The following is a 24,745-nucleotide window of genomic DNA, read 5'->3' as shown; positions in this document are numbered from 1 at the left end:
CGCCTAGCCAAGCCCTCTTCGACCTGGCTAGGTTGGGTCGGTGAAGCTGCTCGCCGACATAACTCCATTACGGGATCCTGACTACCGGAGGCTCTGGGCCACCGGCATCGTCACCGTGATCGGCGCACAGCTGTCCGTCGTAGCCGTCCCCAAACAGCTCTACGACATCACCCACAGCTCTTCGTATGTCGGCCTGGCCGGGCTCTTCGGCCTGATCCCGCTCATCGTCTTCGGCCTGTGGGGCGGCGCGCTCGCCGACGCCATGGACCGCCGCAAGATGCTGCTCGTCACCGGCGCGGGCACCGGCCTGACCTCACTGGCCTTCTGGGCGCAGGCCGCCGCCGGGGTGAACAACGCCTGGCTGGTGCTGACCCTGTTCTCGGTGCAGCAGGCGTTCTTCGCGATGAACCAGCCCGCCCGCAGCGCCATCTACCCCCGCCTGCTGCCGCCCGAGCAGCTGCCCGCGGCCAACTCGCTGAGCATGACAGTCATGCAGTTCGGCGCCATCGCGGGACCGGTGCTGGCGGGCATGCTGATTCCGTTCGCGGGCCTGGCCACGCTGTATCTGATCGACTCGATCGCGCTGCTGGCCACGCTGTGGGCCACCTGGAAACTGCCGCCCATCCCGCCGCACGGCGAGACCCGGCGGGCGGGCCTGCGCGAGGTGTTCGACGGCTTCGCCTACCTGGCCACCCAGCGCATCCTGCTGGCCTCGTTCGCGGTGGACGTGGTGGCCATGGTCTTCGGCATGCCGCGCGCCCTGTTCCCGCAGATCGCCCAGGACAGCTTCGGCGACAACGCCTCCGGCGGTACCGCGCTGGGCCTGCTGTTCGCGGCCATGTCGGTGGGCGCGGTGCTGGGCGGGGTTTTCTCCGGCTGGCTGTCGCGGGTGCGGCGGCAGGGTCTGGCCGTAGTGGTCTGCATCGTGCTGTGGGGTCTGGGGATGGTCGGGTTCGGCCTGGCCGTCGGGCTGGCCGGGCACGGGCTGACGCTGACGATCGCGCTCTGGATCGCGCTGGCCTGCTTGGCCTTCGGCGGTGCGGTGGACATGTTCTCGGCGGCCCTGCGCACCACCATGTTGCAGTCGGTGGCGACCGACGAGATGCGCGGACGGCTGCAAGGGGTCTTCATCGTTGTCGTGGCGGGTGGACCGCGCATCGGTGATGTTGCGCACGGTTTCGCGGCAGCGGCGGTGGGTACCGCCGCGGCGGCGGCCGGCGGCGGCGTCCTGGTGGTGATCGGCATGATGATCGCGGCCGTGGCGTTTCCGGCGTTCGTGCGATACCGGGTGGCACGTGCGCATTCGGAGGTGCAGCTCGCGTGACGCCGCGGGGTTCATGCGCATAGCACATGACAGCCGCTCTCCTCACCTGCGAAGCATGTGACTGTGAGGTAGCAAAGCACCACCCTCATTGGTAGGGCGTAGTGGACAGCGGCTAGCGTTGACTCGAGCGCATCGCGCGCCGACCGCGTCCGATGCCTACGGTTACAAGCCTGAGAGGGATCCTTCCGTGCCCGCTGAGAACATCATCAACGTCGACGACGACGCCAAGCCGGTACTGCAATACCCGGGCGGCGAGTACCCGATGACCGTCACCAAGGCTGTCGAGGGCAATGACGGAATCGACCTGGGCAAGCTGCTCGCCAGCACCGGGTACGTCACCTACGACCCCGGTTTCATGAATACCGCGTCGACCAAGTCGGCCATCACCTACATCGACGGCGAGGCGGGCATCCTGCGCTACCGCGGGTACCCGATCGAGCAGCTGGCCGGCAAGTCGACCTTCATCGAGGTCAGCTACCTGCTCATCTACGGTGAGCTGCCGACCCAGGCCCAGCTCGACGACTTCACCGACCGGATCCGCCGGCACACCCTGCTGCACGAGGACCTGAAGCGGTTCTTCGACGGCTTCCCGCGCAACGCGCACCCGATGCCCGTGTTGTCCTCCGCGGTCAACGCGCTGTCGGCCTACTACCAGGACTCGCTGGATCCGCGCGACCCCGAGCAGGTCGAGCTGTCCACCATCCGCCTGCTGGCCAAGCTGCCGACCATCGCGGCCTACGCGTACAAGAAGTCGGTCGGCCAGCCGTTCCTCTACCCGGACAACTCGCTGTCGCTGGTGGAGAACTTCCTGCGCATGACCTTCGGTTTCCCGGCCGAGCCCTACGAGGTCGACCCGGAGATCGCCGCGGCGCTGGACATGCTGCTCATCCTGCACGCCGACCACGAGCAGAACTGCTCGACTTCGACTGTGCGCCTGGTGGGTTCGTCCGACGCCAACCTGTTCACCTCCGTCTCCGGCGGCATCAACGCGCTGTGGGGCCCGCTGCACGGCGGCGCCAACCAGGCCGTGCTGGAGATGCTGGACGACATCAAGGCCCAGGGCGGCGACGTCAAGGAGTTCGTCCGCAAGGTCAAGAACAAGGAAGACGGCGTGAAGCTCATGGGCTTCGGGCACCGCGTCTACCGCAACTACGACCCGCGCGCCACCCTGGTCAAGCAGGTCGCGGACAACATCCTGTCCAAGATCGGCGGCGACGACCAGCTGCTCGACATCGCCAAGGCCCTCGAAGAGGCCGCCCTGACCGATGAGTACTTCATCGAGCGTCGCCTGTACCCGAACGTCGACTTCTACACCGGCGTCATCTACCGGGCCATGGGCTTCCCGACCCGCATGTTCACCGTGCTCTTCGCCATGGGCCGCCTGCCGGGCTGGATCGCCCACTGGCGCGAGATGCACCGCGAGCCGCTGAAGATCGGCCGACCGCGCCAGATCTACACCGGCTACGGCGAGCGCGACTACGTGCAGATCAACGGTCGCTGACACCGACGGGCCCTGCGCCCGAAGGGTTTCCGGAGAACCCCGCCGCAACGCATCGTTGCGGCGGGGTTTTTCGTTTACAAGGACTTGTTAAGAATCTTGCTGGAGTGCGGCGGCAATCTTGTTCCTGTGAGACGGACACGATCTCACGAACAGTGAAAAGGTATGTGCCGCAGGGACATACGAATACGGAGGGGAGCATCGTGCTGGGACTGCTCGGATCGTCCATCGCCGCCAATGCCACGGCCGCGATCGGCAACATCCTCGACATCATCGGGGCGCTGACGCACCCGTAACCGATCCGGAGGGACGGGGGGCGTTCCGGGGGAACGTGATTCGGGGGGCGTCGGATCCGGGGGGATCTGACGCGATGGATCCGAGGGCCTGCGGACAGAGCGGTCCGGAGGCTTGGGGGAACCGGCGGATCTCGGGGCAGAGGAGACCGGCGGTCGGGGGCGGAGGGATCCGGGGGATCCGGGGTTAAAGAGTCCGGGGGATCCGGGGACAAAGAGTCCGAGGGATCCGGGGACAAAGAGTCCGAGGGATGCGGGGACAAGGAGTCCGGGGGATGCGGGGACAAGGGGTGATCGGGGGACTCAGGGGGCAAGGGGTGGTCGGGGGTTCCGAGCTCCGGTGTCACCTGCCGCGGCGGGGGCGGCAGGTGACGCCGGAGAAAATCGGGTGCGATGGACCGTGACTCGTGGGATGTTCGGGGGTATGGCATCGACGAATGGCATTACCGTGCGTTCGGCGCGAGCGGAGGAGCGGGCGGAGATCATCCGCCTGTCCGAGGTCTGCTTCGGGATGCGGGTCGGCCCGGCCGATCTGGAGTTCGGCAACGGCGTATTTCCGACCGAGCGGGCTCTGGTGGCCGTGGATGACGATCGCATCGTCGGGCACACCAACGACTGCACCATGACCGTGACGGTTCCGGGCGCGCGCACCGTCCAGGCGTGCGGCGTCACCAGCGTCGTGGTCGCGCCGACCCATCGGCGGCGCGGCATTCTGCGGGCGCTCTACACCGAGCAGCATCGGCGCACCGAGGCCGAGGGCGTACCGCTCACCATCTTCACCGCCAGCGAGGGCACCATCTACGGCCGCTTCGGCTATGGCCCGTCCATCGTGGCGAACGAGATCTCGGTACGCGGGCGGACCGCCGAATTCCGTTCCACCACACCGGATCCCGGCGGTGTTCAGGTCGCCTCGCTGGACGAGGCCAAGGTGCGGCTGCCCGAGATCTACGACCGCTGGCGCCGGCTGGTCCCGGGCGCGCAGGTCCGGCCCGAGGCCCGCTGGCAGCAGCGCGTCTTCGCCGACTCGGTGCAGAACGAGGAGAGCTCGCCGCAGTTCTTCCTGATCCATCCCGACGGTTACGCCATCCTGCGGCGGGCCTGGCACGAGGACAAGAACACCGCCACCGTGCGCGAGGTGCGCACGGTCACCGCCGAAGCCCATGCCGCGCTGTGGCGAATCCTGCTCAGCCTGGATCTGGTGCACACCGTCGAGGCGACCCTGAGCGACCACGATCCGCTCCCCTACCTGGTCACAAACCCGCGCCTGGTGCACGTCACCGGCCGGCACGACGCGCTGTGGACCCGGATCATGGACGTCCCGGCCGCCCTCACCGCCCGCACCTATCAGCGGGATGTGGATGTGGTGCTGTCCGTGGACGATCCGTTCCGGGACGCGGGCGGCACCTTCGCACTGCGGGTCCGCGACGGCATCGCCGAGTGCGCGCCCACCGGCCGTACCCCGGATCTCGAACTCGGTATCGACGTCCTCGGCAGCCTCTACTTCGGCGGCTACCGGGCCAAGGTGTTCGCGGCCGCGAACCGGATCCAGGCCAAGGACGCGGCCGTGTTGCGCGCGTTCGACGAGGCGTTCACCGCCGAACGGGACGCCGAACTCGGCTGGTTCTTCTGAGCCGGTCCCCCGGCACCGGGAAGATCAGGGTTTTCCCGGTGGTGGGTGGCCGCCCGGCGCTGGCATGCTTGATTATGTGAAACCCATCCAGGTGATACTCAACGTCCTGTGGCTGGTGCTGGTCGGATTCTGGATGGCCCTCGGATATGTCCTGGCCGGGCTCATCTGCTGCGTGCTGATCGTGACCATCCCGTGGGGTATCGCGTCCTTCCGGATCGCGAGCTTCGTGCTGTGGCCCTTCGGCCGGGAGGCCGTCGAGAAGCCGGGCGCGGGCGTCGGCTCGATGCTCGGCAATATCGTCTGGATCATCGTGGCCGGCTGGTGGCTGGCGCTCGGTCACCTGACTACCAGCATCGCCCTCGCCCTCACCATCATCGGGATCCCGTTCGCCTGGGCCAATCTCAAGCTGATCCCGATCTCGCTGTTCCCGCTGGGTCGCGAAATCGTCGACAGCGACCGGCGTTTCGGCTACTGACCCGCGCTACTCGGATTCGTCGACGATCTGCTTCATGATCCCGACGGCTTCGGCGAGCACGCCGACCTGGGCGGGCGAGAGCCGGGACAGCTGATCGGTCATCCACGCTTCGCGGGCCTGGTTCTCGTCCGCGATCAGGGCCCGCCCGGCGTCGGAGAGCGACACGATGATCTGCCGCCCGTCGGTCGGGTGCGGATTGCGTTCCACCAGATCCATTTCCGACAGCGAGGCGATGACCCGGGTCATCGACGGCGGCTGCACCCGCTCCTTGGCGGCCAGCGAACCCGGGGTCATGGCGCCCTCCCGATTCAGCGTGGCGAGCGCGGACAGCTGGGTCAGCGAAATCTGGGCATCGGCCCGCCGGCCTCGCAGATGCCGAGTCAAGCGCACCACCGCCAGCGAAAGTTCACCGGCGAGCGCTCGAATGTCGGAAGGCGTTGTCACAGAGGCAAACGATACGGGACCGCTCGCGCAGGGGGCGTCTGTTCCGGTGCGTGGAGGGCGGCCGCCCCGGCGTTCTACCCGAACCGCCCCTGCCCTCTACTCTGGTGGAGTGACCACGCCGCCCGTTCCGGAGATTCCGCCGCGCTTCACCGATCCGCGGCCGGTGCTGGCCGTGGGCACCATAGGTTTCCTGATCGCGACGGCGGCGGTGTGGGCGAACGACGAGTGGGCGACCGCGCGGCCGGTCTGCCTGATGGGCCTGGCGGTGGGGCTGCTGGGCTACACGATCTTCACGATCCAGCGGCGGAGCGCGCGGCGCGGGGACAAAGGCGCCCAGCTCGGTCTGGATTAGCGTGCCAGCGCCCCGTTTACCGGACAAAAGGACTGGTCGGCCGTCCAGGACGCTCTGACAAAACGAACTTGCGGACCGTGCGAATTGACTGCACGCGCCTCGGAGGCTTAACTCCCTGGAGTGTCCTCCCGATTGAGCGTCGAAGAACGACGGGCCCACCTTATCGAGGCGGCCATCGGCCTTGCCGAAAAAAAGGGCGTGGCAGGAGTTACCACGCGCGATGTTGCCCAGGCAGCCGGTGTTTCCCTCGGTGTGGTGCATTACTGTTTCGAAAACAAAGATCAGCTGATGACCGAGCTGGTCAAGGCGCTGTCGATGGAATTGCGCGATTCCGTCGACGCCAACGAAACGGTATGGCAAGACGTCGGAGCCGGAAAAGAAGCGCTGCAACAATTGGTCCGCGCCGGTCTGGAACTCATGTGGCTCAACATCGAAGCCACTCCGGAACGCCAACTACTCACCTACGAAACCACCACGTACGCGCTACGCGAAGGCGAGCAGACCCCCGCCAAACTCGCCATCGCGCGCGAGCAGTACACCTTCAACGACTCCACGGTCGCCGATGTCATCGAGCACGCGCGCGAAGCCACCGGTACCTCGTGGACAGTGCCGGTCGGCACGCTGTCCCGCTTCATGCTGGCCGCCATCGACGGCATCGTGCTGCGCTGGCTGGTCGACAACGACAGCGCCGCTGTCCGTGACCAACTGGACGTCCTCGCCACCACCGTGGCCACCCACGCGGCCTGACCCGGGCCTCCTCCGCTCCGGCGCGGGCTCTGCGCAGCACTCGTAGGCACTGCGCAGCACACCCGCGCCGGACCCGAATCCCTAGCGGTGCCCGAAATTCTGCGGCTGCGCCTGCACGTGGGTGATGTCGCCGTCTCGCCACCACGCGACCGTGACCGTGGCCTCGAACGCGCCCGTGAGCCGGACGCGGAGTTCGTCGTGCACCACGAGATCGCCTGCGGGCAGCGGCAAGTCGAACTGCAGGCGCAGCAGCACGCCCAGCGGCTCGGCGGTCCAACTGGTCTCCCGGCCGGTGCTCACCACCTCCGCCGTCACCGCCTCCGAGGCCAGCGGCAGATCCAGCAGCGTGGCCAGCGGGCGCGCCGACGCCAGGTCACCCACGACCAGCCGGTCGGCGGGCAGGGCCGGGCCCAGCCACGGGCGATCCAGCACCATGGCGTCCGCGGCCGCGATCACCTCACCGGTGAGGGCGCGCACCTGCCCCGGCAGCACCAGGTCCTCGGTGTCCAGGCGACCCGTGTCGAGCGCCTCGGCCAGATACCGGTACGTCTGCGAAATCGATTCCGGGGTGGGCATTCTCGCCGGATCCGCGAGGGCGTCGAGGAGTTCCTCGGCCAGCACGGGGGTGAGCACCTCCGGGTCGGCGAGCACGCCGCGCAGCACCGCCAGATCGTGCGTGTCGAATCCCGGCAGCTGCGGGAGCAGGCCCGCGAACAGGGTGTCGTCGGGGTGGCGCAGCAGCCCCAGCGGGATGCCGTCGATGTGGGCGTGATGGCGCAGCCACCAGGCGGTGTAGCCGTCGCGGTCCGCGAGCAGCCGGCGGGTCGTCTCGTCGGACAGCAACAGCCGCAACGCTTCCGGCCATTCGGCGTCGTCCACCAGGTCCAGATCGCGGACGGCCACCAGTTCGGCCGGATCGTCGGCCAGGCCCTCCCACCAGGTCTCCTCATCGTCGAGGTGGTGGTCCGGGCCGGTCGGATCGGACTCCGTGACCAGGGTGAAGCTCCAGCCGACGCCGATGGCGCGCAAGGCTTCCGGGCCGTAGCGCTCGACCACCTCGGCGTCCACGGTGGTGAACGGCGAATCCTCGACGAGCACCCGGGCCAGCGGCGCGCCGGGCAGCAGCAGTTCGTCGGCCGGCGTCGATTCGCCGTCCACATCAGGCAATTCGACCAGGCCCAGCCAGGACGGGAGCACACCCGGCGCGGCCAGGGTGGTGGCCGCCAGGTTCAGCACCGCGTCCACGGTGTCCGGGTCGCTCGGGTCGTCCTCCAGCACCGCCTGCAGCCCGGGGTCGTTGAGCAGATCCTCCGGCGTTGCCGGGCGCGCGCCCAGCCGGCCCAGCAGCTCGTGCGCCGCCTCCGGATGCACCAGACGCGCCCAGTGCACCGGAATCGCCTGCTCCAGACGGTCGTCCAGCACCACCGTGCGCGGCCCGGTCACCAGGCGGCCGTCGGTCAGCGGCACCGCCAGCGCGCCCAGCTCCTCCACCGCCAGCGGATCCACCGCGAACGACTCCAGGGCGTCGTAGAGCGAATACCACCACTGCGGTTCGCGTTCCAGGCTGCTCGACAGCTCGGCGATCCGCGCCAGGCCGATCCGGTGCACGTCCAGCACGGCGAGGGCATCGGAGTACTGGCGGCCGGACAGCTCCGGAATCAGCAGCGGGCCAACCATATCCGCCAGTAGATCGGCCAAATCCACGGTGGCGCCCATGAATACGGTGGTCCGGCGCGGCGCGGCCACGTTCGACCGCGAATCCGCACCCGCAGTTTCGGCGATCGGCGATTCATCCACAACCATCCCCAGGTCCGCTGGGGATGATTCGCCGAACTCGGCGGTGCGGTCGCGGGCCGCGTCGAAGGTGGCGACCACGTCGTGCGGGCCGATGGCGTCATGGGGTTCGACCGAGTCGGCGGGGCCCTCACTCTCGGACGGGAGATCCCACAGCGGCAGTGTTTCCTGCTCCCACGCCGCGGTCACCTTCGCGGCGCTCCCGCCCGCGAGCGTCGCCACCTCGGCGGCGGTGCCGAGTTCGAGCGCGGCCGCGGTATCGAGATCACCCGATGCCGACTCCGCGCCAGCCTCATCGGTCCTGCCGAAAGCGTCGAATTCCGCAGGTACCGGCGCGGATTCGCCGCCTGATTCGGGACGGCCGGTGAGGACCGGCAGCCACTCGTTGTCGCGCAGCTCGGTGATCAGGGCCTCGCGGAGCAGGCTGTCGGCCTCGCTGCGGGCGAAGCCGGGCAGCGGGACCAGCACCAGCCGGTCGCGCGGCGGCAGAGCGCGGGCGAACGCGGCGTAACCGGCGGCCAGCGCGGTCAGCGGCGCGCCCGGCAGCAGGCGACGGCGATCCGGCTGCATCGGGATGTCGGCGATGAGCAGGGCCGGGATGGACAGCTCCTCGTCGGAGCGGGTGGGCGCGCGCAGCACGTCGGGGCGGGTGGCGACGGGCCGGCCGTCGCGCACCGGCAGCAGCCAGCGGGCGCGCTCGGTGCGGTACTGCCACCACACGCGCTCATCGGAATTCGGCCCGGTGACGCGCAGCTCCGTCAGGCCGTCGCCGAGTTCCCGCTCGGCGCTGCGGATCTCGTCGTCACCGATCCGGATGCCGTGCAGCGCGGGCAGTTCCAGCAGCAGGTCGGCCGCTTCCGACCGCATCGCGGTGAGCAGGGCGACGGTGTCCACGCTCTCGCGCAACCGCAGCACGATCTCGCTGTCGAAGCCGCTCACGGGCCGTTCCGCGGTGGCCCAGGCCAGGCGCAGCGCGGGCGGCTCGAAATCGGCGGGCGTCTCCGGGATCTCGATGCCCTGCACCCCGAGCAGCGCCCAGGTCTCGGCCCGCGAGAACCGCACCGATCCGCCGGTCGAGCGGAATTCCACCTCGTCCGACACGGTCAGCACCGCGGTGAATCCCACGCCGAACTGACCGACGGCCGCGGCCTCGGTCTTCCCTGAAGCCCGCAGCGCGGTGAGTGCGTGCACACCCGAAACATCCAGCGGCGCACCGGTATTGGCGACATGCAGGGTGCGGCCGTCCAGCCACACCGCGATCCGGCCGTCGACGCCCGCCTTGGCGGCTGCGTCGGCGGCGTTCTGCGCCAGCTCGGTCAGCAAGCGGTCCCGGTAGCCGGCCCGGACCAGGTCCGCCTCCGTGGCGGCGTCCTCCCGCAGCCGGGTGGGCGATCCGCGCCAGGCGGCCACCACCCCGGCCCGCAGTTCCGCCGTCCCGAACGGATCCCCTGCATCGGTCGCGACCACGCCCTAACACCCCTTCCGCACAACCGTTGATGGCACGCCGGGCCAAGCATCCGGGTATCTCACAGAATCACGGCACGATCCACCGAAAACCGTGCCCGCCGCCGGGAATCCGGCGGCGCTACAAACTAGCCGGGCGATCGCCTCAGCGCGACTCGGACGACCCGCCCTCGGGCTCCACCCGAACCGCGTTCACCGCCCACGCATCGTCGTACACCGAATCCGGACCGCCCACCTCGAACAACCCGGCCGCATCGCCCACCGCGGGGCCCTCGGCCGCATCGCCCACCGCGGGGTCCCCGGCCGCATCGCCCACCGCGGGGCCCTCGGCCGCATCGCCCACCGCGGGGCCCTCGGCCGCATCGCCCACCGCGGGGTCCCCGGCCGCATCGCCCACCGCGGGGTCCCCGGCCGCATCGCCCACCGCGGGGTCCCCGGCCGCATCGCCGCTCTCGGACGCCACCGCCACAGCCGCGACCGTGACGTCCGCGTCGATCACACCCGCCTGCACATCCGCGGTCTCGGCATCCGACTCGGCCGGGGCCACGGCCACCTCGCCGGTCGCATCCTCGCCGTTGGTGTCCGCGGCAGCGGCCGCGTCGACCGCCGAATCAGCGTCCGCTTCGCCCGATTCCGCCGCTGACACAACGTGAGATTCGGTCGCGGCAGCCTCGACGGAGCCGATGGTCGCGGCGGCATCACCGGTCCCGGCGGCATCGCCCTTCGCGGGAGCGTCAGCGTCGGCCAGGGTGGTCGTCGAATCCGCGTCGCGCGCAGGCGCTTCCACGACCTCTACCGCGCCGGAATTGCCCACTTCGCCCTGCTCACCGGATTCGGCTGCGGGCGTGGCGGTCTCGCGGAGGTCCGCGGTCGGGAACAGATCCACGGCGGCGTCGTCGTAAGCCTCGTAGAGAGGCGAGCCGTTGCCGGTGGGGAGTTCGACGTCGGAGTGGGCGCCACAGCCGTAGGCGACGTGGACCACGTGCCCGTCGGCACCCATGGCATTGGCGCAGATGCCGAAGGCGGCGCCCAGCGAGCCGGCCATGGGGACGAAGAAGCCGCAGCGGCCACAGGTCGACGGTGCGGCGCGGGCCATGTCGGTGTCGGGGCCGTATTCGGAGAACCAGCGGTCGGCGGCCTCCTCGCGGCCCTCGCGGGAGAGCACCTGGGTGCGGCCGAGGCCGATCTCCAGGGCCACCTCGTCGACGGCCGGGTCGCCGGTGGCGACATAGCCGGGCACCAGGCGCGGGTCGCCGAGCGGCGGGGCCAGCAGATCGCCGGGCGCGAGGTCACCGGGCCGGATGCGCTGATCCCACGGAATGAAGTCGGGCGCAACCAGCGCGTCCGGCCCGGGCAGCAACGCCGACTCGCTCACCGTGGCGGTGGTCGCCTCCGGCGGCGCGGCCACCACAACCGCCCACTGCCAGCCGCGATAGCCGGGCAGTGTCGCCTCGAAGTGATGGGTGGCCGACGACTCGTCCTCGCCGGTCACGCCCAGATGCGCGCCCACTCCGACCGGTTCCAGGTCCAGGAGCGCACGGCGGGCCAGCTCGACCGCCTCCGCCAGGATGGGCCGCATACCGGACTCCGAAACTCCAACCGCGCTCACGCCCTACATTTTGCCGTATGGAGCGCAAACGCCGTGCACCGGTAGCGACCGCCACGATCATGCTGTCCACGGCCCTGGCCCTGGCCGCGACCGCGACCGGCTGCACCAGCAGCGACAACACGCCGAAGTTGCGGGTCGAGGTGGTCGCGACCCGGCCGCACGATCCGGGCGCGTTCACCGAAGGCTTGGAAGTCGACGGGCCGGTTCTCTACGAGGGCACCGGACTCAACGGCCACTCCGCGGTCCGGGCCACCGACCTGAACACCGGCGCCGAACTCGCCCGCGCAGATCTGCCCGCGACCCTGTTCGGCGAGGGCATCACCCGGGCCGGGGACGTGCTCTGGCAACTCACCTACAAGAACGGTGTCGCCATCGCCCGCGACCCCGCCACTCTCGCCGAACTCCGCACCACGCATTTCGACGGCGAGGGCTGGGGCCTGTGCACGCGGGAGGGCCGCGTGGTCATGAGCAACGGCAGCTCCACCCTCGCCTTCCGCGACCCGCAGACCTTCGCGGTCACCGGGAGCGTGGCGCTCACCAGCCACAAGGACGCCAAACTCAACGAACTGGATTGCGCCCCCGACGGTTCCGTGTACGCCAACGCCTGGCCGACGAACACCATCCTGCGCATCGACCCCGGCACCGGCGAGGTGCTCGGCGCGATCGACGCCGCCGGCCTGCTCCCCGGCAGTGCCCGCACCCCCGACACCGACGTCCTCAACGGCATCGCCCACCTGCCCGGCACCGATCACTTCCTGCTCACCGGCAAGAAGTGGCCGACGTCCTACGAAGTGCGTTTCGTCCCTGCCTGATCAGGCCCGTGGCGACCGGTCGCCACGAACTTGTGGCGGCCCACACCGGCCGTAGTGCAGCCACCGGCCGACGGCACTGCAAGAATTGGGGGCGTGACTGCTCCCCGTGACCCCGGTGCCGATCCCGGTCGCTGGGGTGACGAGGACTCACCCATGATCGAACGGCATCCGGGGTACGACCGCTATCCGCCCGCCAACCGCGCGGGCCGTCGTCCCGTCCCGCCGAGCGAGGCCGGCGAAGTGCCGGAATTCCTGGCCCGCCGCGCGCCCGCGCGTCCCGCCGACCCGCCCTCCCGGTCGCGCGGCGAATCCGCGCGCGGCCCGGGCGGCGAACCACCGCGCGAACCGGAGGGCCGGACCTCGCGCTGGGCACGCCGCCGCCACGAGAAGGCCGCCAATGAGGGCCGGTCCGAGGACAACCCCCCGACCCGGCCGTACGAGAGCCAGCCGCCCAGGGGAACCGACAGCGAGCCGGAAGCGTGGCAGCAGCCGCACGACTTCGGCACCACGCGGCGAGTGCGTTACGACCCGGAGTCCGGAAGCTCCGCCTCGCACCGCCACGAGCACGCGCCACGCCTGCGCGTTTCCAAGCCCCCGCGCTCGCACGACCCCGAACGGTACGACGCGGAGTCCGCGTCCCGATCCCGGTCGCACGAGCCGGAATCCACGCCTCCCGCACCCCGCGATCCGGGTCATCCGACGCGCCCCGACAACACGCGGAACACCGCCGCGCCACAGCCGGAAACGACTCACACGCAATCGTTTTCGCACGAGGCCGATCCGGATGCCTCCGACAGCGGCGGGCTGCACAAGCCGCCCCGCAAACTGACCGTCACCCGGGTCGCGGCCCGCCGCAGCATCGAGCTGACGCAGAGCGGGTTCGCGACCTTCCAGCGCGCCGCCAAGGCCGACGGCGCGGAGGAGTCGGGACTCACCGCGCTCATCTACGCCACCATGGCCAATTTCGCCACCGACGCCGCGATCGCGGTGGCGCTGGCCAACACGCTGTTCTTCGCCAGCGCCACGGCGGAATCCAAAACCAAAGTGGCGCTGTACCTCTTGATCACCATTGCCCCGTTCGCGGTGATCGCCCCGGTCATCGGGCCGATGCTGGACCGCCTGCAGCGCGGTCGCCGCGTCGCCCTGGCGGGCTCGTTCGCGATCCGCGTGCTCATCGCCGGGCTGCTCATCTTCAATATCGACAACTGGGCGCTGTATCCGCTGGCCCTGTGCATGATGATCCTGAGCAAGTCGTTCTCGGTGCTGAAATCCGCGGTCACGCCGCGCGTGCTGCCGCCGGGAATCGACCTGGTGCGCACCAACTCCCGGCTCACCGTGTTCGGCCTCGTCGGCGGCACCATCGGCGCGGGCGCGGTGGCCGCGCTGACCGCCAAAATCGCGGGCTCCACCGGCGCGCTGCTGTTCGCGGCGGCCCTCGCGGCGGCGGGCGCGATCCTGAGCCTGCGCATCCCGTCCTGGGTGGAGGTGACCGAGGGCGAGGTCCCGGCCACCCTCGGCTATCACGGCAACGACGCCCGCACCGAGGTGCTGGACCCGGGCCAGGCCGACGCGGTGCAGGCGAGCAAACGCCGTCAGCCCCTGGGCCGTTCGGTGGTGACCGGGCTGTGGGGCAACAGCACCGTGCGCATCCTGACCGGCTTCCTCACCTTCTACGGCGCGTTCGTGGCCAAGTCCACCGAGCATCGGCCGGTGCAGCAGCTGGCCATGCTGGGCGTCATCGGCGCGGCCGCGGGCATCGGCAACTTCGCGGGCAACGCGACGGGCGCGCGCATGAAACTCGGCCGCCCGCAATTGATCGTGGTCAGCTGCACCGGCGCGTGCGTGGCCGTCGCGGTGGTGGCGGCGGTGATGGGCAATCTGCCGGGCGCGGCCCTCGCGACGCTGGTCGCCTCCGGTGCGAGCGCCCTGGCCAAGGTGTCGCTGGACGCCTCCATCCAGGACGATCTGCCGCCCGAGTCCATCGCGTCCGGTTTCGGCCGCTCCGAGACCGTGCTGCAGCTGTCCTGGGTGGTCGGCGGGGCCATGGGCGTCCTGCTGCCGCCGACCTGGTGGATCGGGTTCACGGTGGTCGCGTCGGCGATGGCGCTGGGCTTGATCCAAACGGCGTTCAGCTACCGTGGTCATTCGCTGCTGCCCGGTTTGGGCGGTAACCGACCTCAGCACGCCAAGCAGGAGATCCCCGGTGCGCACGGCGCGGGGGAACCCACCACCCAGTGACGGACAGGAAACCCCGGTGAGACAACCCAAAGCCCGCACGATCATCGCTCTGCTGGCGGTTCTAGTCGTGGTGGCCGTGGCCTATTTCGCCGCGATCGTGGTCATCGCCCGCCACACCGAGAAGCCGAATCCGGAGATGACGGCGTACGCGCACGGCAAATCGGTGTCTGTGAATCCGTTCCTGTACTGCGATCTGCAGATCTCCAAGGACAAGTTGTCGATGGGCAAGTGCGACAACACCGGCGCCGTCTCCGAACTCGACGTGCCGCCGGGCTCGACGGTGCAGCTGTCGCTGCCCAAGGAGATCGCCGACGCGCCCTGGGAACTGCTGATCGGCTACCGCCTGCCGAACAACAAGGTCGACGGCGACGTCCTGACCTACAAGGAACCCTGGAAGCTGTCGGGCAAGCCCGAACGCGACCACGACGACAAATGGGCCAAGCCGCGCGCCCTGACCATCAAGACCCCGGCCAGCGAACACGTGCGCCTGGCCATCATGGAACTGCATCTGCCTGTTCCCGCCCGCGACGAGAACGGCAACGAGGGTGTCATCAACCGTGGCATCTGGGCCATCCACACGGCCGAATTCGATCCCGCGCTGTTCAGCTGAGATCTGCTCCGCCGCAACGCGAAAACGGGCCCCGGTGATCGAATCACCGGGGCCCGTTGGCTTCTCGACCCGACCTAGTGGTCGAGCTCCCGCGCCACGCCGCGAACCACTTCGGCGATGCGCTGGGCGGTCTTGCGGTCCGGGTACTTGCCCCGCCGCAGATCCGGCTGCACCTTGGTCTCCAGCAGCGTGATCATGTCCTCGATGAGGCCGTGCAGCTCGTCGGGGCTCTTGCGGTTGATGGGGGCGTCGTTGCGCCCGCCGCCGCGGCGGTCGCCGCGCTCGCCCCGGCCGCCGCGCTCCTCGCGCAGGGTCGGCGTCTCCAGGAGCTTCAGCGAAAGCGCCTGCGGGCCACGGCGACCCGCCGCCATTCCGAATTCGACGCGCTGGCCCGGTTTGAGGGCCTCCACGCCATCGGGCAGCGCCGACGATCGAACATAGACGTCCTCGCCCTCATCCTGGGAAAGGAAGCCGAAGCCCTTTTCGACGTCGTACCACTTCACCTTGCCGGTCGGCACTGCGCTCACCCGTTCGTCATTCGAGCCCGGGCCAGCGCCGGGGCACATTCGTGGTCGCCGACGCATGCGCCGGCGACCTTTCTGTTTGCGAAAAGAACGCGCCCCACACAGCTATGCAGGACGCGACTGACATCGAGTCTACCCCGGTGCGAATAGCGCAAGCACATCAGTTTTACGGTTCAGAGGTGTCCGACACTTCTTCCAAGCAGGCCCCTCGCGGTTCGGCGAGCTGGCTGCTGTATATCGCCTTGGGCCTGTTCGCGATTGGATTACTGGCGGTGTTCGCGATCTTCGGCGTGCATCTGCTGAGTGACGCGAAGCCCGGAGTGTGGCTGTATCTGCTCGCCATGTGCGCGCCGCTCGGGTTCCTGCTGTCGGTGGTCTACGCGCTCTGGTCGGGCCGCCGATCCCGCTGACCGTCCGGGCCACAACCACAGGGCTCGCCGACACGCGGGCGGCGACACCGAGATTGCCCAGTTCGTTACCCGGGCATGCGTGTGATCTTCATCACATAACGAGAAGGTCACAGAGCGGTGACAGACCCCTATCGGCGCGGACTCGCCGTGACCACCTGCGAAGAAGCCATTCGGAACCCCTTGCGCCGGTAAGTGACCCGGACAGACACGTCGGTTATCAAATGGTGATTTTTGGCGGCGTTGGTCGTAGTGTCTTCCACGCCGGGTCAGCCCGGCGCCACCGGCCCGCCGCACCGAACTTCGCCCCGCGGGTACCGGACCCCCAACTGGAAAAAAGGGGCGAAGACGAGGAACAGCGCACATCCAGTGCGCCGGGCCGGACGACCTCTCAGTTCGACCCCGGTAGTCGGCCTCGCAGGCGCGTACGAGAGGAAAGACCCGAAAATGAGTGGACGCCATCGCAAGCCGACCAACACCGGCCGCACTGTCGCCAAGGTCGCCCTGACGGGCATCGCCCTCGGCGGCGCTGGAGTGGCCATGGCTGGTAACGCCAGCGCGGCACCCGACTCCGACTGGGATCGCCTCGCGCAGTGCGAAGCCGGCGGCAACTGGGGCATCAACACCGGCAACGGTTTCCAGGGTGGGCTGCAGTTCTCGCCCGGCACCTGGACCGCCCACGGCGGCGGCGAATACGCCCCCACCGCCAACCAGGCCACCCGTGAGCAGCAGATCGCGGTCGCCGAGAAGGTGCTCGCCACGCAGGGCTGGGGCGCTTGGCCCGCCTGCTCCTCGAGCCTCGGCCTGACCAGCGGATCCACTCCGCGCACCGCCCCCGCGCCGGCCACCTCCGACACCCCGCAGTGGAACCCGCAGCAGGCGGGCCCCGGCAACGGCTCGGATGGCACCCAGGAAGTCTTCCAGGCCGTGGACCGCGCCATCGCGGTCGCGCAGGCGCAGGGTGTCAACATCCCGCAGCCGGCCCTGGATTTCCTCAACGCCACCAAGGCCAACGGCACCAAGCTGGACCCCGGCATCGTGAACTTCTTCGAGGCGAACAAGGGCCTGCTGCCCCAGTAGCACCAGTTCCCTCTCCGGAATGCCCCGCATCAACGTCGATGCGGGGCATTTCGGCATTTCTCCGTGACCGACTGCCCACGTTGCCCTTTCGCGGACCGAGCACTCCATGTTCGCGGCCCGCCTCGGCCTGGACTGACGTAGCGGAGGAGCGAAGCGGAGGGAGCGGAGGAGGGAAGACCGAGGTAACAGGGCCGCGAACGCGCCATAGCGAAGCGGAGGCAAATCAACACAGTGCCGGAGGGGGCGGTACCCGGGGCCGCATGCCAGAATGAGCGCGTGGTGAACAAATCGAACAAACCCTATGTCGACAACGGCTGGCCGGAGATGGCCAACGGCGATCACGCGGTCACCGAACTCTCGTCAACCCGCTCCGGCGGCCTGTCCCCGTACGGCGAGGACACCGAGTTCCCGCTGCCGGCCGACAAGCTCCCCTACGTGCACCCGCACACCGTCGTCAACCGCTGATCCGACGCACGACCGACAACCATGCGGTTAACGGCGCTCGTTTCCGAGCGGCCGCCGCGCATACGACCCCAGGCCCCACCTACCGCCTGGTCGCCGCGGCGGCCGCCGAACCGCGCCCGCACCCAGCCCGCTGAGCCGGGCCCGCATGGTCCCCAGCAGGCCGGGCGCCCGATGGATCGGGTGCAGTGACCGACCTACCCACCCCAGCCCAGACGAGCGACGACACCGCACCCGCCGAACCGGCGACCGCGACCGCCCGCTCCGCCCAGTCCGCGAAATCCGCCACCCGCGCGGAAGTGACGCTGGCCGAATGGCTTTCCAAGCGCAGCGACGAGGAACTCGTGACGCTGCTGCAACTGCGGCCGGATCTGGCCGTCCCGCTCCCCGGTTCGATGGCCGTGCTGGCCGCCCGGACCGAACAGCGCGCCTCCGTCATGCGCGCCGGCGACGAGCTGGACACCCTGGACTTCGCCGTCATCGAGACCCTGGTGGTGCACGGGGCCGGGGACGGCGGCCATGGCCGGCCGCTGCCCGCCAAGACCCTGCGCAAGCTGCTGTCGGACCGGGTTCCGGCGGCCACCGTCAATGCCGCACTGCAGAAGCTGCGCGCCCGCGCCCTGATCTGGGGCCCGGATACCGCCCTGCGGGTGACGCCCGCCGCCCAGGAGGCGCTGCCGTGGCCGCTGGGCAGCACCACCGAATTGCCGGACGCGCTCACCGAACCCGAGATCACCGCGGCCCTGGCCGCGTCCACCCCGCAGGAGCGGGTGCTGCTGGAGAAGCTGGCGAGCACCGGCCCGCGCGGTCGCACCCGCGATGCCGCGCCCGGCACCCCCTCCGAGCGCCCGGTGCAGCGGCTGCTGGCGCACCGGCTGCTGAACTGGATCGACGAGGAGACCGTGGAGCTGCCGGTCTCGGTCGGGCAGGTGCTGCGCAACGAGCCGGTCAGCGATCCGCACGCGCTGGTGCCGCCGCATCCGGATTCCACCAAGCACTCCCCCGCCGACATCAATGCGGTGGCCGCGGGCGAGGTGGGAGAACTGTTGCGACACAGCGGCGCCGTGCTGGACGCGCTGGGCGGGGCGCCCGCCCCGGTGCTGCGCTCGGGTGGGCTCGGGGTCCGCGAGCTGCGCCGCGTCGCCAAGCAGACCGGCCTCGACGAGAACCGCGTCGGACTGCTGGCCGAAATCCTCACCGCGGCCCGGCTGATCGGCAAGGGCACCCCGGAACCCGCGCCCGACGGCGACGGCACCGACGACTACTGGACGCCCACCACCACCGCCGACGCCTGGCTCGCCGTGGTACCGCCGCGCCGCTGGGCGGTGCTCGCCCAGGCCTGGCTGGATCTGGACCGGTTCCCGTGGATGATCGGCCTGCGCGACGCCAACGACAAACCGCTGGCGGCGCTGTCGGCGGAACTGCGGAACGTGCACGCCATCCGGGACCGGCACGCCGTGCTGGGCGCGCTGGCCGAATTCCCGCCCGGCACCGAGGTTTCCGCCGTCGACCTGGGCCGGATCCTGGCCTGGCGGCAGCCGCGCCGGCGCCGGCACTTCCGGCTCGACGCGGTGGCGAACACGCTGGCCGAGGCCGAGGCGCTCGGGCTGGTGGCGCGTGGAGCGGTCACCTCGGCAGGCCGGGCCCTGCTGCACGGCAGCCCCGAGGACGCCGAATCGGAGATGGCGATCGCGCTGCCCGAACCGGTGGATCACGTTCTGGTACAGGCGGATCTGACGGTCATCGCACCCGGGCCGCTCACCCCCGAGCTTCAGGACCGCGTCGCCATGGTCGCCGATGTCGAATCAGCGGGCGCCGCAACGGTTTACCGCATCAGCGAGACCTCGGTGCGGCGGGCGCTGGACGCGGGCGCGACCGCCGCGGAACTGCACAACCTGTTCACCACCCACTCCCGCACCCCGATCCCCCAGTCGCTGACCTATCTCATCGACGATGTGGCCCGTCGCCACGGCCGCCTGCGCGCGGGCCTGGCGCAGAGCTTCGTGCGCAGTGAGGATCCGACCCTGCTGGCGGAGGTGCTGGCGGCGCCCGTGGCCGGGGAGCTAGCGCTGCGCGCGGTGGCCCCGACCGTCGCCATCTCGCAGGCGCCGCTGGGCGAGGTCCTGGAGCGACTGCGCGCCGCGGGCTTCTCCCCGGCGGGCGAGGATTCGTCCGGCGCCATCGTCGATCTGCGGCCGCGCGGGGCCCGGCTGGCCGCGCGAGCCGGGCAGCGCCCGAACTGGCGGCCCACTCCGCCGAGCACCGACCAGCTCCAATCCCTGGTGGCCGAACTCCGCGCCGGCGAGCGCGCCGCCAATGCCCGTCCCGGCCAGGCGGTGCGCTCCGACGGTTCCCGCACCAGCACCGCCGCCACCCTCAACCTGCTCCAGCTGGCGGCCCGCACCCGCCGCCCGGTCCACATCGGCTACGTGGACGCCCAGGGCGTCGCCACCCAGCGCGTGGTCGAACCCCTCAAGGTCGGCGGGGGCCAGCTCGACGCCCGCGACCCGGTCACCGGCGCGGTCCGTCATTTCACCCTGCACCGCATCGCGTCGGTCGCGCTGGTGGAATAGCGGCCGCGGGCGCCCTGGAAGCACGGAAAGCCCGGTACCCGAACGACATTCGTCATGTCCGTACGCGTACCGGGCCGAGAGTTCCGAGCGTGATCACCCCTTGGGGCTGCCCAGGCAGAACGTCGTTTTCGGGTCGTGAATGATCCGGAAGCTGGTGGCGGTGTTGGCGTCGCAGGCGAATTCGTCGTCCTGGCCCTCGATCCGCTTGAGCACCTTGAACGACGCCTCGGGAGCCGTACAGGCCACGAACTTGTAGCCGGTGGAGGGGCTCTCGTTGTAGCAGGCGCCCTCCTTGAAGTTCGGGCTCAGGCATAGGAACGCGGTGGTGCCACCGTTGAGGGTCTCCTCGTAGGAGGTCTCCTCTTCCTTGCAGTCGGTCTTCTTGTCGTAGACCGCCGCGACCCGGTACACCGCCTTCTGGTCGGAGCAGTCGACGGGCGCCGTCTTCGAGTCGGTGGCCGAGCCTTCGATGACGTTGATGCAGTCGCCCACCTTGGACTTTGCGGTGTCGGACTTACTCGCGTCCTTCAGCATCGAACAGCCGGAAACGGCCAGCACGGCCACGGCCACCGCCACGAGGGCGAGTACGAGGCGCACCAGCGTCCTCGTTCCTGCGAACTTCACTAGCGAAAACCTTTCTCACCGAACAGCTCACGGCTGTGAACGCGGTGAGAATACCTGTGTGCCGAACGGATCCGCATCCGACATGGGGGTTATACCGGGAACGCATGAGTTCCCGGTATCTCCGGCGCGTTGCTCAGTGCAGCATCGACAGCCCGCGCATGCCCAGCCACGAGAGGTTCACGAGGATGGTGGGGAGGGCGCTGAGCAACTGCAGGCTGAAGGCGTTCACAATCTATACCTCTCGATCGGATCTAACTGGGCACACGTCCAGCAGTGTCCCTGCGCCCTGTGTCGCTCCCCACCCTTGCCCCGTTACATAAGCACATCAACGGGTTTCGCGCATCACCGTGCCGAACCGGTGCCCGCCGACCCACCGGCCGACCCACTTGCCGAGCCGCTGCCGGAACCGCTGTCCGCCGACCCCGTACCGATCGGACCGCTGGGCACGGTCGCACCCTTGGACCCCGGCCGGTTGACGTAGACCGTCACCGGCGTCGAGGCGTCCGCCTCCACCGTCACGACCCGCGCACCCGCCGCGGAGGTGACATGGCCGCCGTCGACCCGCACCGCGTAGCCGTCCGGGTAGTGCACATCGGAGACATAGATCTCGGTCGGCCCGGACGCCGCGCCCGGGGTGTACCGGTAGGCGAAGTCACCGGTGTCGGGATCGAAGATCATCCGGCCCGGCGTTCCGGCGGTGGCCCGCGGGTAGGTTCGCACCAGCTGCTTGCCGACGTCCCCGAGGAACGGGTCCGGTTTCGGCGCGCCCCCGCCGAACCTGGTGGTATAGGCCCAGTACTGCCAGCTGACGAAGCGCTCGTCGGCGCGGCTCAGGGTATTGCTCAGCACGGTCGCGTCACCGTCGCCGAATTCGGTGACCAGGGTGGGCAGGTGGGTGCGCGCGGTGAAGGCGTCGATATTGCTCCAGGTCTTGGCCTGCTGCACCGGGCACAGACCGCGCAGGAAGGCCGGCAGCCCCGAATAGATGGCGAGCTGGCTCGGGATGCAGTAGTCGTGCGGTGCGAAGGCGATGTCGGGAGCGCTGATCGGCGGATTCTTGCCCAGATTGGTGGGCATGGTCTCGTTCCAGGTGACATTGGGCTCCCACATCACCATGAGGTCGCCGTTGCGGCCGCGCACTGCATCGGTCAGCTTCTGCATGGCCGCCTGGTACTTCACGTCGAAACCCGGGCAGCCGTCGGGGAAGCAGGACAGGAAGGCCGAGCCCGGCCACGGCTCGTTCAGCAGTTCGATGCCGAGCGCGCCGGGGTGGCCGCTGACCCGCGCCGCGAGCGCCCCGAGCGCATCACCCAGGTAGTCGAGGACGCCGTAGGTGTTGTTCCAGACCTCGTCCCAGCCGGAGTTCATGCTGGGCATCAGATAGTAGAACGGGAAGCCGGCATTGGGCTCCAGGCCGCCGGGCCGCGCGTGGATGGCCCATTCGGGAAAGCCGTTGCCGCCCCAGATCTTCGAGAGCCCGTCCTGATGGTTGTCGAGCAGCGTGTGAATCCCATACTGCGCCAACAGGTCCACCACGCCGGCGACGCGATCGAGGTAGGCGGTGTCGACCACGCCCTTGGTCGGCATGAGCGCGTCGAAGGAGACGCCGAGCCGCACGGTGTTGAAGCCGTGCCGTGCGAGCAGCGCCGCGTCGTCGGCGGTGACGGTGACCCCGTCGCCGGGTTCGAGGAAGGGCGGCGCCTTGTCGACGTTGTTGACGCCGTGCAGCAGGGCCACCCGGCCGCTGTCGTCGACGAACCGCGCGCCGTCGGTATGGAGGCGCGCGAGCGCGGAGTCCGCGGGCGCGGCGTGGGCGACGGCGGCGGGCGCGATGAGCGCACCCGCGAGGGTCGCGGTGAGCAGTCCGCGAATCCAGCTGGGTATGGGCATCCCTGTTCAGTTCTTTCAGGTCAATCGTCCAAATGGACATGCGTCCAAGTTTCGGGTGATCGTAGCCACTGGAACTCGGGTCTTGACCGTTTTTCGCGAGATCAATATGCCGCTCACCGGCCGGTCGCGTGCGCCCTGAGCGAAAAGGACGCAGGTCACGGTGGCCATGTCGGTGGCTTCCTGGAGAATGGACGAGGCCCGTTCGGGCCCGGACAAATGCCAGGAGGTGTCGTGACCGACGGTCCACTCATCGTGCAGAGCGACAAGACGCTGCTGCTGGAGGTCGACCACGAGTCGGCCGATGCGGCGCGGCAGGCCATCGCGCCGTTCGCCGAACTGGAGCGCGCACCCGAGCACGTGCACACCTATCGGGTGACGCCGCTGGCGCTGTGGAACGCGCGCGCGGCCGGGCACGACGCCGAGCAGGTGGTCGACGCGCTGGTCAGCTTCAGCCGGTACGCGGTGCCCCAGCCGCTGCTGGTGGACATCGTCGACACCATGGCCCGCTACGGCCGGCTGCAGCTGGTCAAGCATCCCGCGCACGGGCTGGTGCTGGTCAGCCTGGACCGCGCGGTGCTGGAGGAAATCCTGCGGCACAAGAAGATTCAGCCCATGCTGGGCGCGCGCATCGACGACGACACGGTGATCGTGCACCCGTCGGAGCGCGGGCGCATCAAGCAGATGCTGCTCAAGGTCGGCTGGCCCGCCGAGGATCTCGCCGGCTACGTGGACGGCGAGGCCCACGAGATCAACCTGGACTACGAGTCGAGCGACTGGCATCTGCGCGACTATCAGGAACTGGCCGCGGAATCGTTCTGGGCGGGCGGTTCCGGCGTCGTGGTGCTGCCCTGCGGCGCGGGCAAGACCATGGTGGGCGCGGCGGCCATGGCCAAGGCCAAGGCCACCACGCTGATCCTGGTCACCAATACCGTGGCCGGGCGGCAATGGCGGCGCGAGCTGCTGGCCCGCACCTCGCTGACCGAGGACGAGATCGGCGAGTACTCCGGTGAGCGCAAGGAGATCCGCCCGGTCACCATCGCCACGTACCAGGTCATCACCCGCAAGTCCAAGGGCGAGTACCGGCATCTCGAGCTGTTCGACAGCCGGGACTGGGGCCTGGTCATCTATGACGAGGTGCACCTGCTGCCCGCCCCGGTCTTCCGGATGACCGCGGACCTGCAGTCGCGTCGCCGGCTCGGGCTGACCGCCACCCTGGTCCGCGAGGACGGCCGCGAAGGCGACGTGTTCTCGCTGATCGGACCCAAGCGGTACGACGCACCGTGGAAGGACATCGAGTCGCAGGGCTGGATCGCGCCCGCGGACTGCGTCGAGGTGCGGGTCACCCTGACCGACGCCGAGCGCATGGCCTACGCGACCGCCGAGCCGGAGGAACGCTACCGGCTGTGCTCCACCGCGCGCACGAAACTGCCGGTGGTGGAGTCGATTCTGGCCCGGCACAAGGACGCCCCGAGCCTGGTGATCGGGGCCTACCTGGATCAACTGGACGAACTGGGCGAGCATCTCGACGCCCCGGTCATCCAGGGTTCCACCCGCACCAGGGAGCGCGAGGAGCTCTTCGACGCCTTCCGCCGCGGGGAGATCCCGGTGCTGGTGGTGTCGAAGGTGGCCAACTTCTCCATCGACCTGCCGGAAGCCTCGGTCGCGGTGCAGGTTTCGGGCACCTTCGGGTCGCGGCAGGAGGAGGCGCAGCGGCTCGGACGGCTGCTGCGGCCGAAACACGATGGCGGCCAAGCTCACTTCTATTCCGTGGTCGCACGTGACACGCTGGACGCCGAGTATGCCGCGCACCGGCAGCGTTTCCTGGCGGAGCAGGGGTATGCCTATCGCATCACCGATGCGGACGACCTGCTCGGTCCGACGATAGGATAAGTGGA

Annotated in this window: 20 protein-coding genes; 14 read left to right on the top strand and 6 right to left on the bottom strand. The window is 69.5% G+C overall.

Going from position 1 to position 24,745, the window contains the following annotated elements:
• The first annotated feature begins 40 nt into the window (after nt 1-40).
• The 4 genes from ON33_RS03745 to ON33_RS03730 all read left to right on the top strand — a co-directional run bounded on the left by ON33_RS03745 (nt 41) and on the right by ON33_RS03730 (nt 5,220).
• A complete protein-coding gene (locus tag ON33_RS03745) occupies nt 41-1,324 on the top strand; it encodes an MFS transporter (protein ID WP_040855052.1) in 1,284 nt (427 codons plus the stop codon).
• A 187-nt stretch (nt 1,325-1,511) separates the two neighbouring features.
• Nucleotides 1,512-2,825, top strand: coding sequence for a citrate synthase (locus ON33_RS03740; protein ID WP_083868565.1), 1,314 nt, complete (start codon nt 1,512-1,514; stop codon nt 2,823-2,825).
• Between the two features lie 714 nt (nt 2,826-3,539).
• Nucleotides 3,540-4,745 carry a GNAT family N-acetyltransferase gene (locus tag ON33_RS03735; RefSeq protein ID WP_040855049.1) on the top strand — a complete coding sequence of 402 codons (1,206 nt, stop codon included), beginning with the start codon at nt 3,540-3,542 and terminating at the stop codon, nt 4,743-4,745.
• A gap of 64 nt (nt 4,746-4,809) precedes the next feature.
• The gene (locus tag ON33_RS03730; protein WP_218001366.1) at nt 4,810-5,220 is read left to right on the top strand and encodes a YccF domain-containing protein; all 411 of its coding nucleotides are present in this window, start codon (nt 4,810-4,812) and stop codon (nt 5,218-5,220) included.
• A gap of 6 nt (nt 5,221-5,226) precedes the next feature.
• Here the strand turns inward: ON33_RS03730 and ON33_RS03725 are convergent, their stop codons facing one another.
• Complete coding sequence (locus tag ON33_RS03725; RefSeq protein WP_040855042.1) at nt 5,227-5,664, bottom strand: MarR family winged helix-turn-helix transcriptional regulator; 438 nt, start codon at nt 5,662-5,664, stop codon at nt 5,227-5,229.
• 109 nt (nt 5,665-5,773) lie between these two features.
• Here ON33_RS03725 and ON33_RS03720 point away from each other — a divergent pair, with 109 nt between their 5' ends.
• Both ON33_RS03720 and ON33_RS03715 read left to right on the top strand, forming a co-directional pair.
• Entirely contained in the window at nt 5,774-6,016 is a 243-nt protein-coding gene (locus ON33_RS03720) for a DUF2530 domain-containing protein (protein ID WP_051151603.1), read from the top strand.
• A 132-nt stretch (nt 6,017-6,148) separates the two neighbouring features.
• Nucleotides 6,149-6,763, top strand: a complete 615-nt coding sequence (locus ON33_RS03715) for a TetR/AcrR family transcriptional regulator (protein WP_245550286.1) — start codon at nt 6,149-6,151, stop codon at nt 6,761-6,763.
• Nucleotides 6,764-6,844: 81 nt separating this feature from the next.
• On the opposite strand, the gene ON33_RS43020 is transcribed toward ON33_RS03715, so the two are convergent.
• On the bottom strand, nt 6,845-10,024 hold the full coding sequence (locus ON33_RS43020; protein ID WP_245550285.1) for a sacsin N-terminal ATP-binding-like domain-containing protein: 3,180 nt from the start codon (nt 10,022-10,024) through the stop codon (nt 6,845-6,847).
• 142 nt (nt 10,025-10,166) lie between these two features.
• Nucleotides 10,167-11,630 (bottom strand): DUF3027 domain-containing protein, encoded by a 1,464-nt coding sequence (locus tag ON33_RS39290; RefSeq protein WP_245550284.1) that lies wholly within the window; start codon nt 11,628-11,630, stop codon nt 10,167-10,169.
• A gap of 17 nt (nt 11,631-11,647) precedes the next feature.
• On the opposite strand from ON33_RS39290, the gene ON33_RS03700 reads away from it, so the two are divergent.
• From ON33_RS03700 to ON33_RS03690, 3 genes are all read left to right on the top strand, one after another.
• A complete protein-coding gene (locus tag ON33_RS03700) occupies nt 11,648-12,442 on the top strand; it encodes a glutaminyl-peptide cyclotransferase (protein WP_040855037.1) in 795 nt (264 codons plus the stop codon).
• 576 nt (nt 12,443-13,018) lie between these two features.
• Complete coding sequence (locus ON33_RS03695; protein ID WP_083868569.1) at nt 13,019-14,680, top strand: MFS transporter; 1,662 nt, start codon at nt 13,019-13,021, stop codon at nt 14,678-14,680.
• 16 nt (nt 14,681-14,696) lie between these two features.
• The gene (locus tag ON33_RS03690) at nt 14,697-15,290 is read left to right on the top strand and encodes a DUF2771 family protein (RefSeq protein WP_157184390.1); all 594 of its coding nucleotides are present in this window, start codon (nt 14,697-14,699) and stop codon (nt 15,288-15,290) included.
• A 74-nt stretch (nt 15,291-15,364) separates the two neighbouring features.
• On the opposite strand, the gene ON33_RS03685 is transcribed toward ON33_RS03690, so the two are convergent.
• On the bottom strand, nt 15,365-15,808 hold the full coding sequence (locus tag ON33_RS03685; protein ID WP_040855030.1) for a cold-shock protein: 444 nt from the start codon (nt 15,806-15,808) through the stop codon (nt 15,365-15,367).
• Between the two features lie 185 nt (nt 15,809-15,993).
• On the opposite strand from ON33_RS03685, the gene ON33_RS03680 reads away from it, so the two are divergent.
• The 4 genes from ON33_RS03680 (at nt 15,994) to ON33_RS03665 (ending at nt 20,336) form a co-directional block, all read left to right on the top strand.
• Nucleotides 15,994-16,224, top strand: a complete 231-nt coding sequence (locus ON33_RS03680; protein WP_040855027.1) for a hypothetical protein — start codon at nt 15,994-15,996, stop codon at nt 16,222-16,224.
• 444 nt (nt 16,225-16,668) lie between these two features.
• Nucleotides 16,669-17,301, top strand: coding sequence for a transglycosylase family protein (locus ON33_RS03675; RefSeq protein ID WP_040855022.1), 633 nt, complete (start codon nt 16,669-16,671; stop codon nt 17,299-17,301).
• A 276-nt stretch (nt 17,302-17,577) separates the two neighbouring features.
• Complete coding sequence (locus tag ON33_RS03670; RefSeq protein ID WP_040855020.1) at nt 17,578-17,766, top strand: hypothetical protein; 189 nt, start codon at nt 17,578-17,580, stop codon at nt 17,764-17,766.
• Nucleotides 17,767-18,062: 296 nt separating this feature from the next.
• Nucleotides 18,063-20,336: a helicase-associated domain-containing protein gene (locus ON33_RS03665; RefSeq protein WP_040855113.1), complete on the top strand. Its 2,274-nt coding sequence runs from the start codon at nt 18,063-18,065 to the stop codon at nt 20,334-20,336.
• Between the two features lie 93 nt (nt 20,337-20,429).
• Here the strand turns inward: ON33_RS03665 and ON33_RS03660 are convergent, their stop codons facing one another.
• Together ON33_RS03660 and ON33_RS03655 are read right to left on the bottom strand one after the other, a co-directional pair.
• Entirely contained in the window at nt 20,430-20,960 is a 531-nt protein-coding gene (locus tag ON33_RS03660; RefSeq protein ID WP_040855017.1) for an LppU/SCO3897 family protein, read from the bottom strand.
• A 342-nt stretch (nt 20,961-21,302) separates the two neighbouring features.
• Nucleotides 21,303-22,850: an endoglycoceramidase I gene (locus ON33_RS03655; RefSeq protein WP_051151602.1), complete on the bottom strand. Its 1,548-nt coding sequence runs from the start codon at nt 22,848-22,850 to the stop codon at nt 21,303-21,305.
• 231 nt (nt 22,851-23,081) lie between these two features.
• Here ON33_RS03655 and ON33_RS03650 point away from each other — a divergent pair, with 231 nt between their 5' ends.
• Nucleotides 23,082-24,740 carry a DNA repair helicase XPB gene (locus ON33_RS03650; RefSeq protein ID WP_040855015.1) on the top strand — a complete coding sequence of 553 codons (1,659 nt, stop codon included), beginning with the start codon at nt 23,082-23,084 and terminating at the stop codon, nt 24,738-24,740.
• The last annotated feature ends 5 nt before the right edge of the window (nt 24,741-24,745 follow it).

The organism is Nocardia niigatensis NBRC 100131 (genome assembly GCF_000308655.1).
GTDB classification, from domain to species: domain Bacteria; phylum Actinomycetota; class Actinomycetes; order Mycobacteriales; family Mycobacteriaceae; genus Nocardia; species Nocardia niigatensis.
This window is presented reverse-complemented; position numbering and strand designations above follow the sequence as displayed.

What these genes read in the sequence shown, in the direction of transcription:
- ON33_RS03735 (WP_040855049.1), top strand. Translation starts at nt 3,540, where the DNA reads ATGGCATCGACGAATGGCATTACCGTGCGTTCGGCGCGAGCGGAGGAG.
- ON33_RS03730 (WP_218001366.1), top strand. Translation starts at nt 4,810, where the DNA reads ATGCTTGATTATGTGAAACCCATCCAGGTGATACTCAACGTCCTGTGG.
- ON33_RS03700 (WP_040855037.1), top strand. Translation starts at nt 11,648, where the DNA reads ATGGAGCGCAAACGCCGTGCACCGGTAGCGACCGCCACGATCATGCTG.
- ON33_RS03675 (WP_040855022.1), top strand. Translation starts at nt 16,669, where the DNA reads ATGAGTGGACGCCATCGCAAGCCGACCAACACCGGCCGCACTGTCGCC.
- ON33_RS03655 (WP_051151602.1), bottom strand. Translation starts at nt 22,850, where the DNA reads ATGCCCATACCCAGCTGGATTCGCGGACTGCTCACCGCGACCCTCGCG.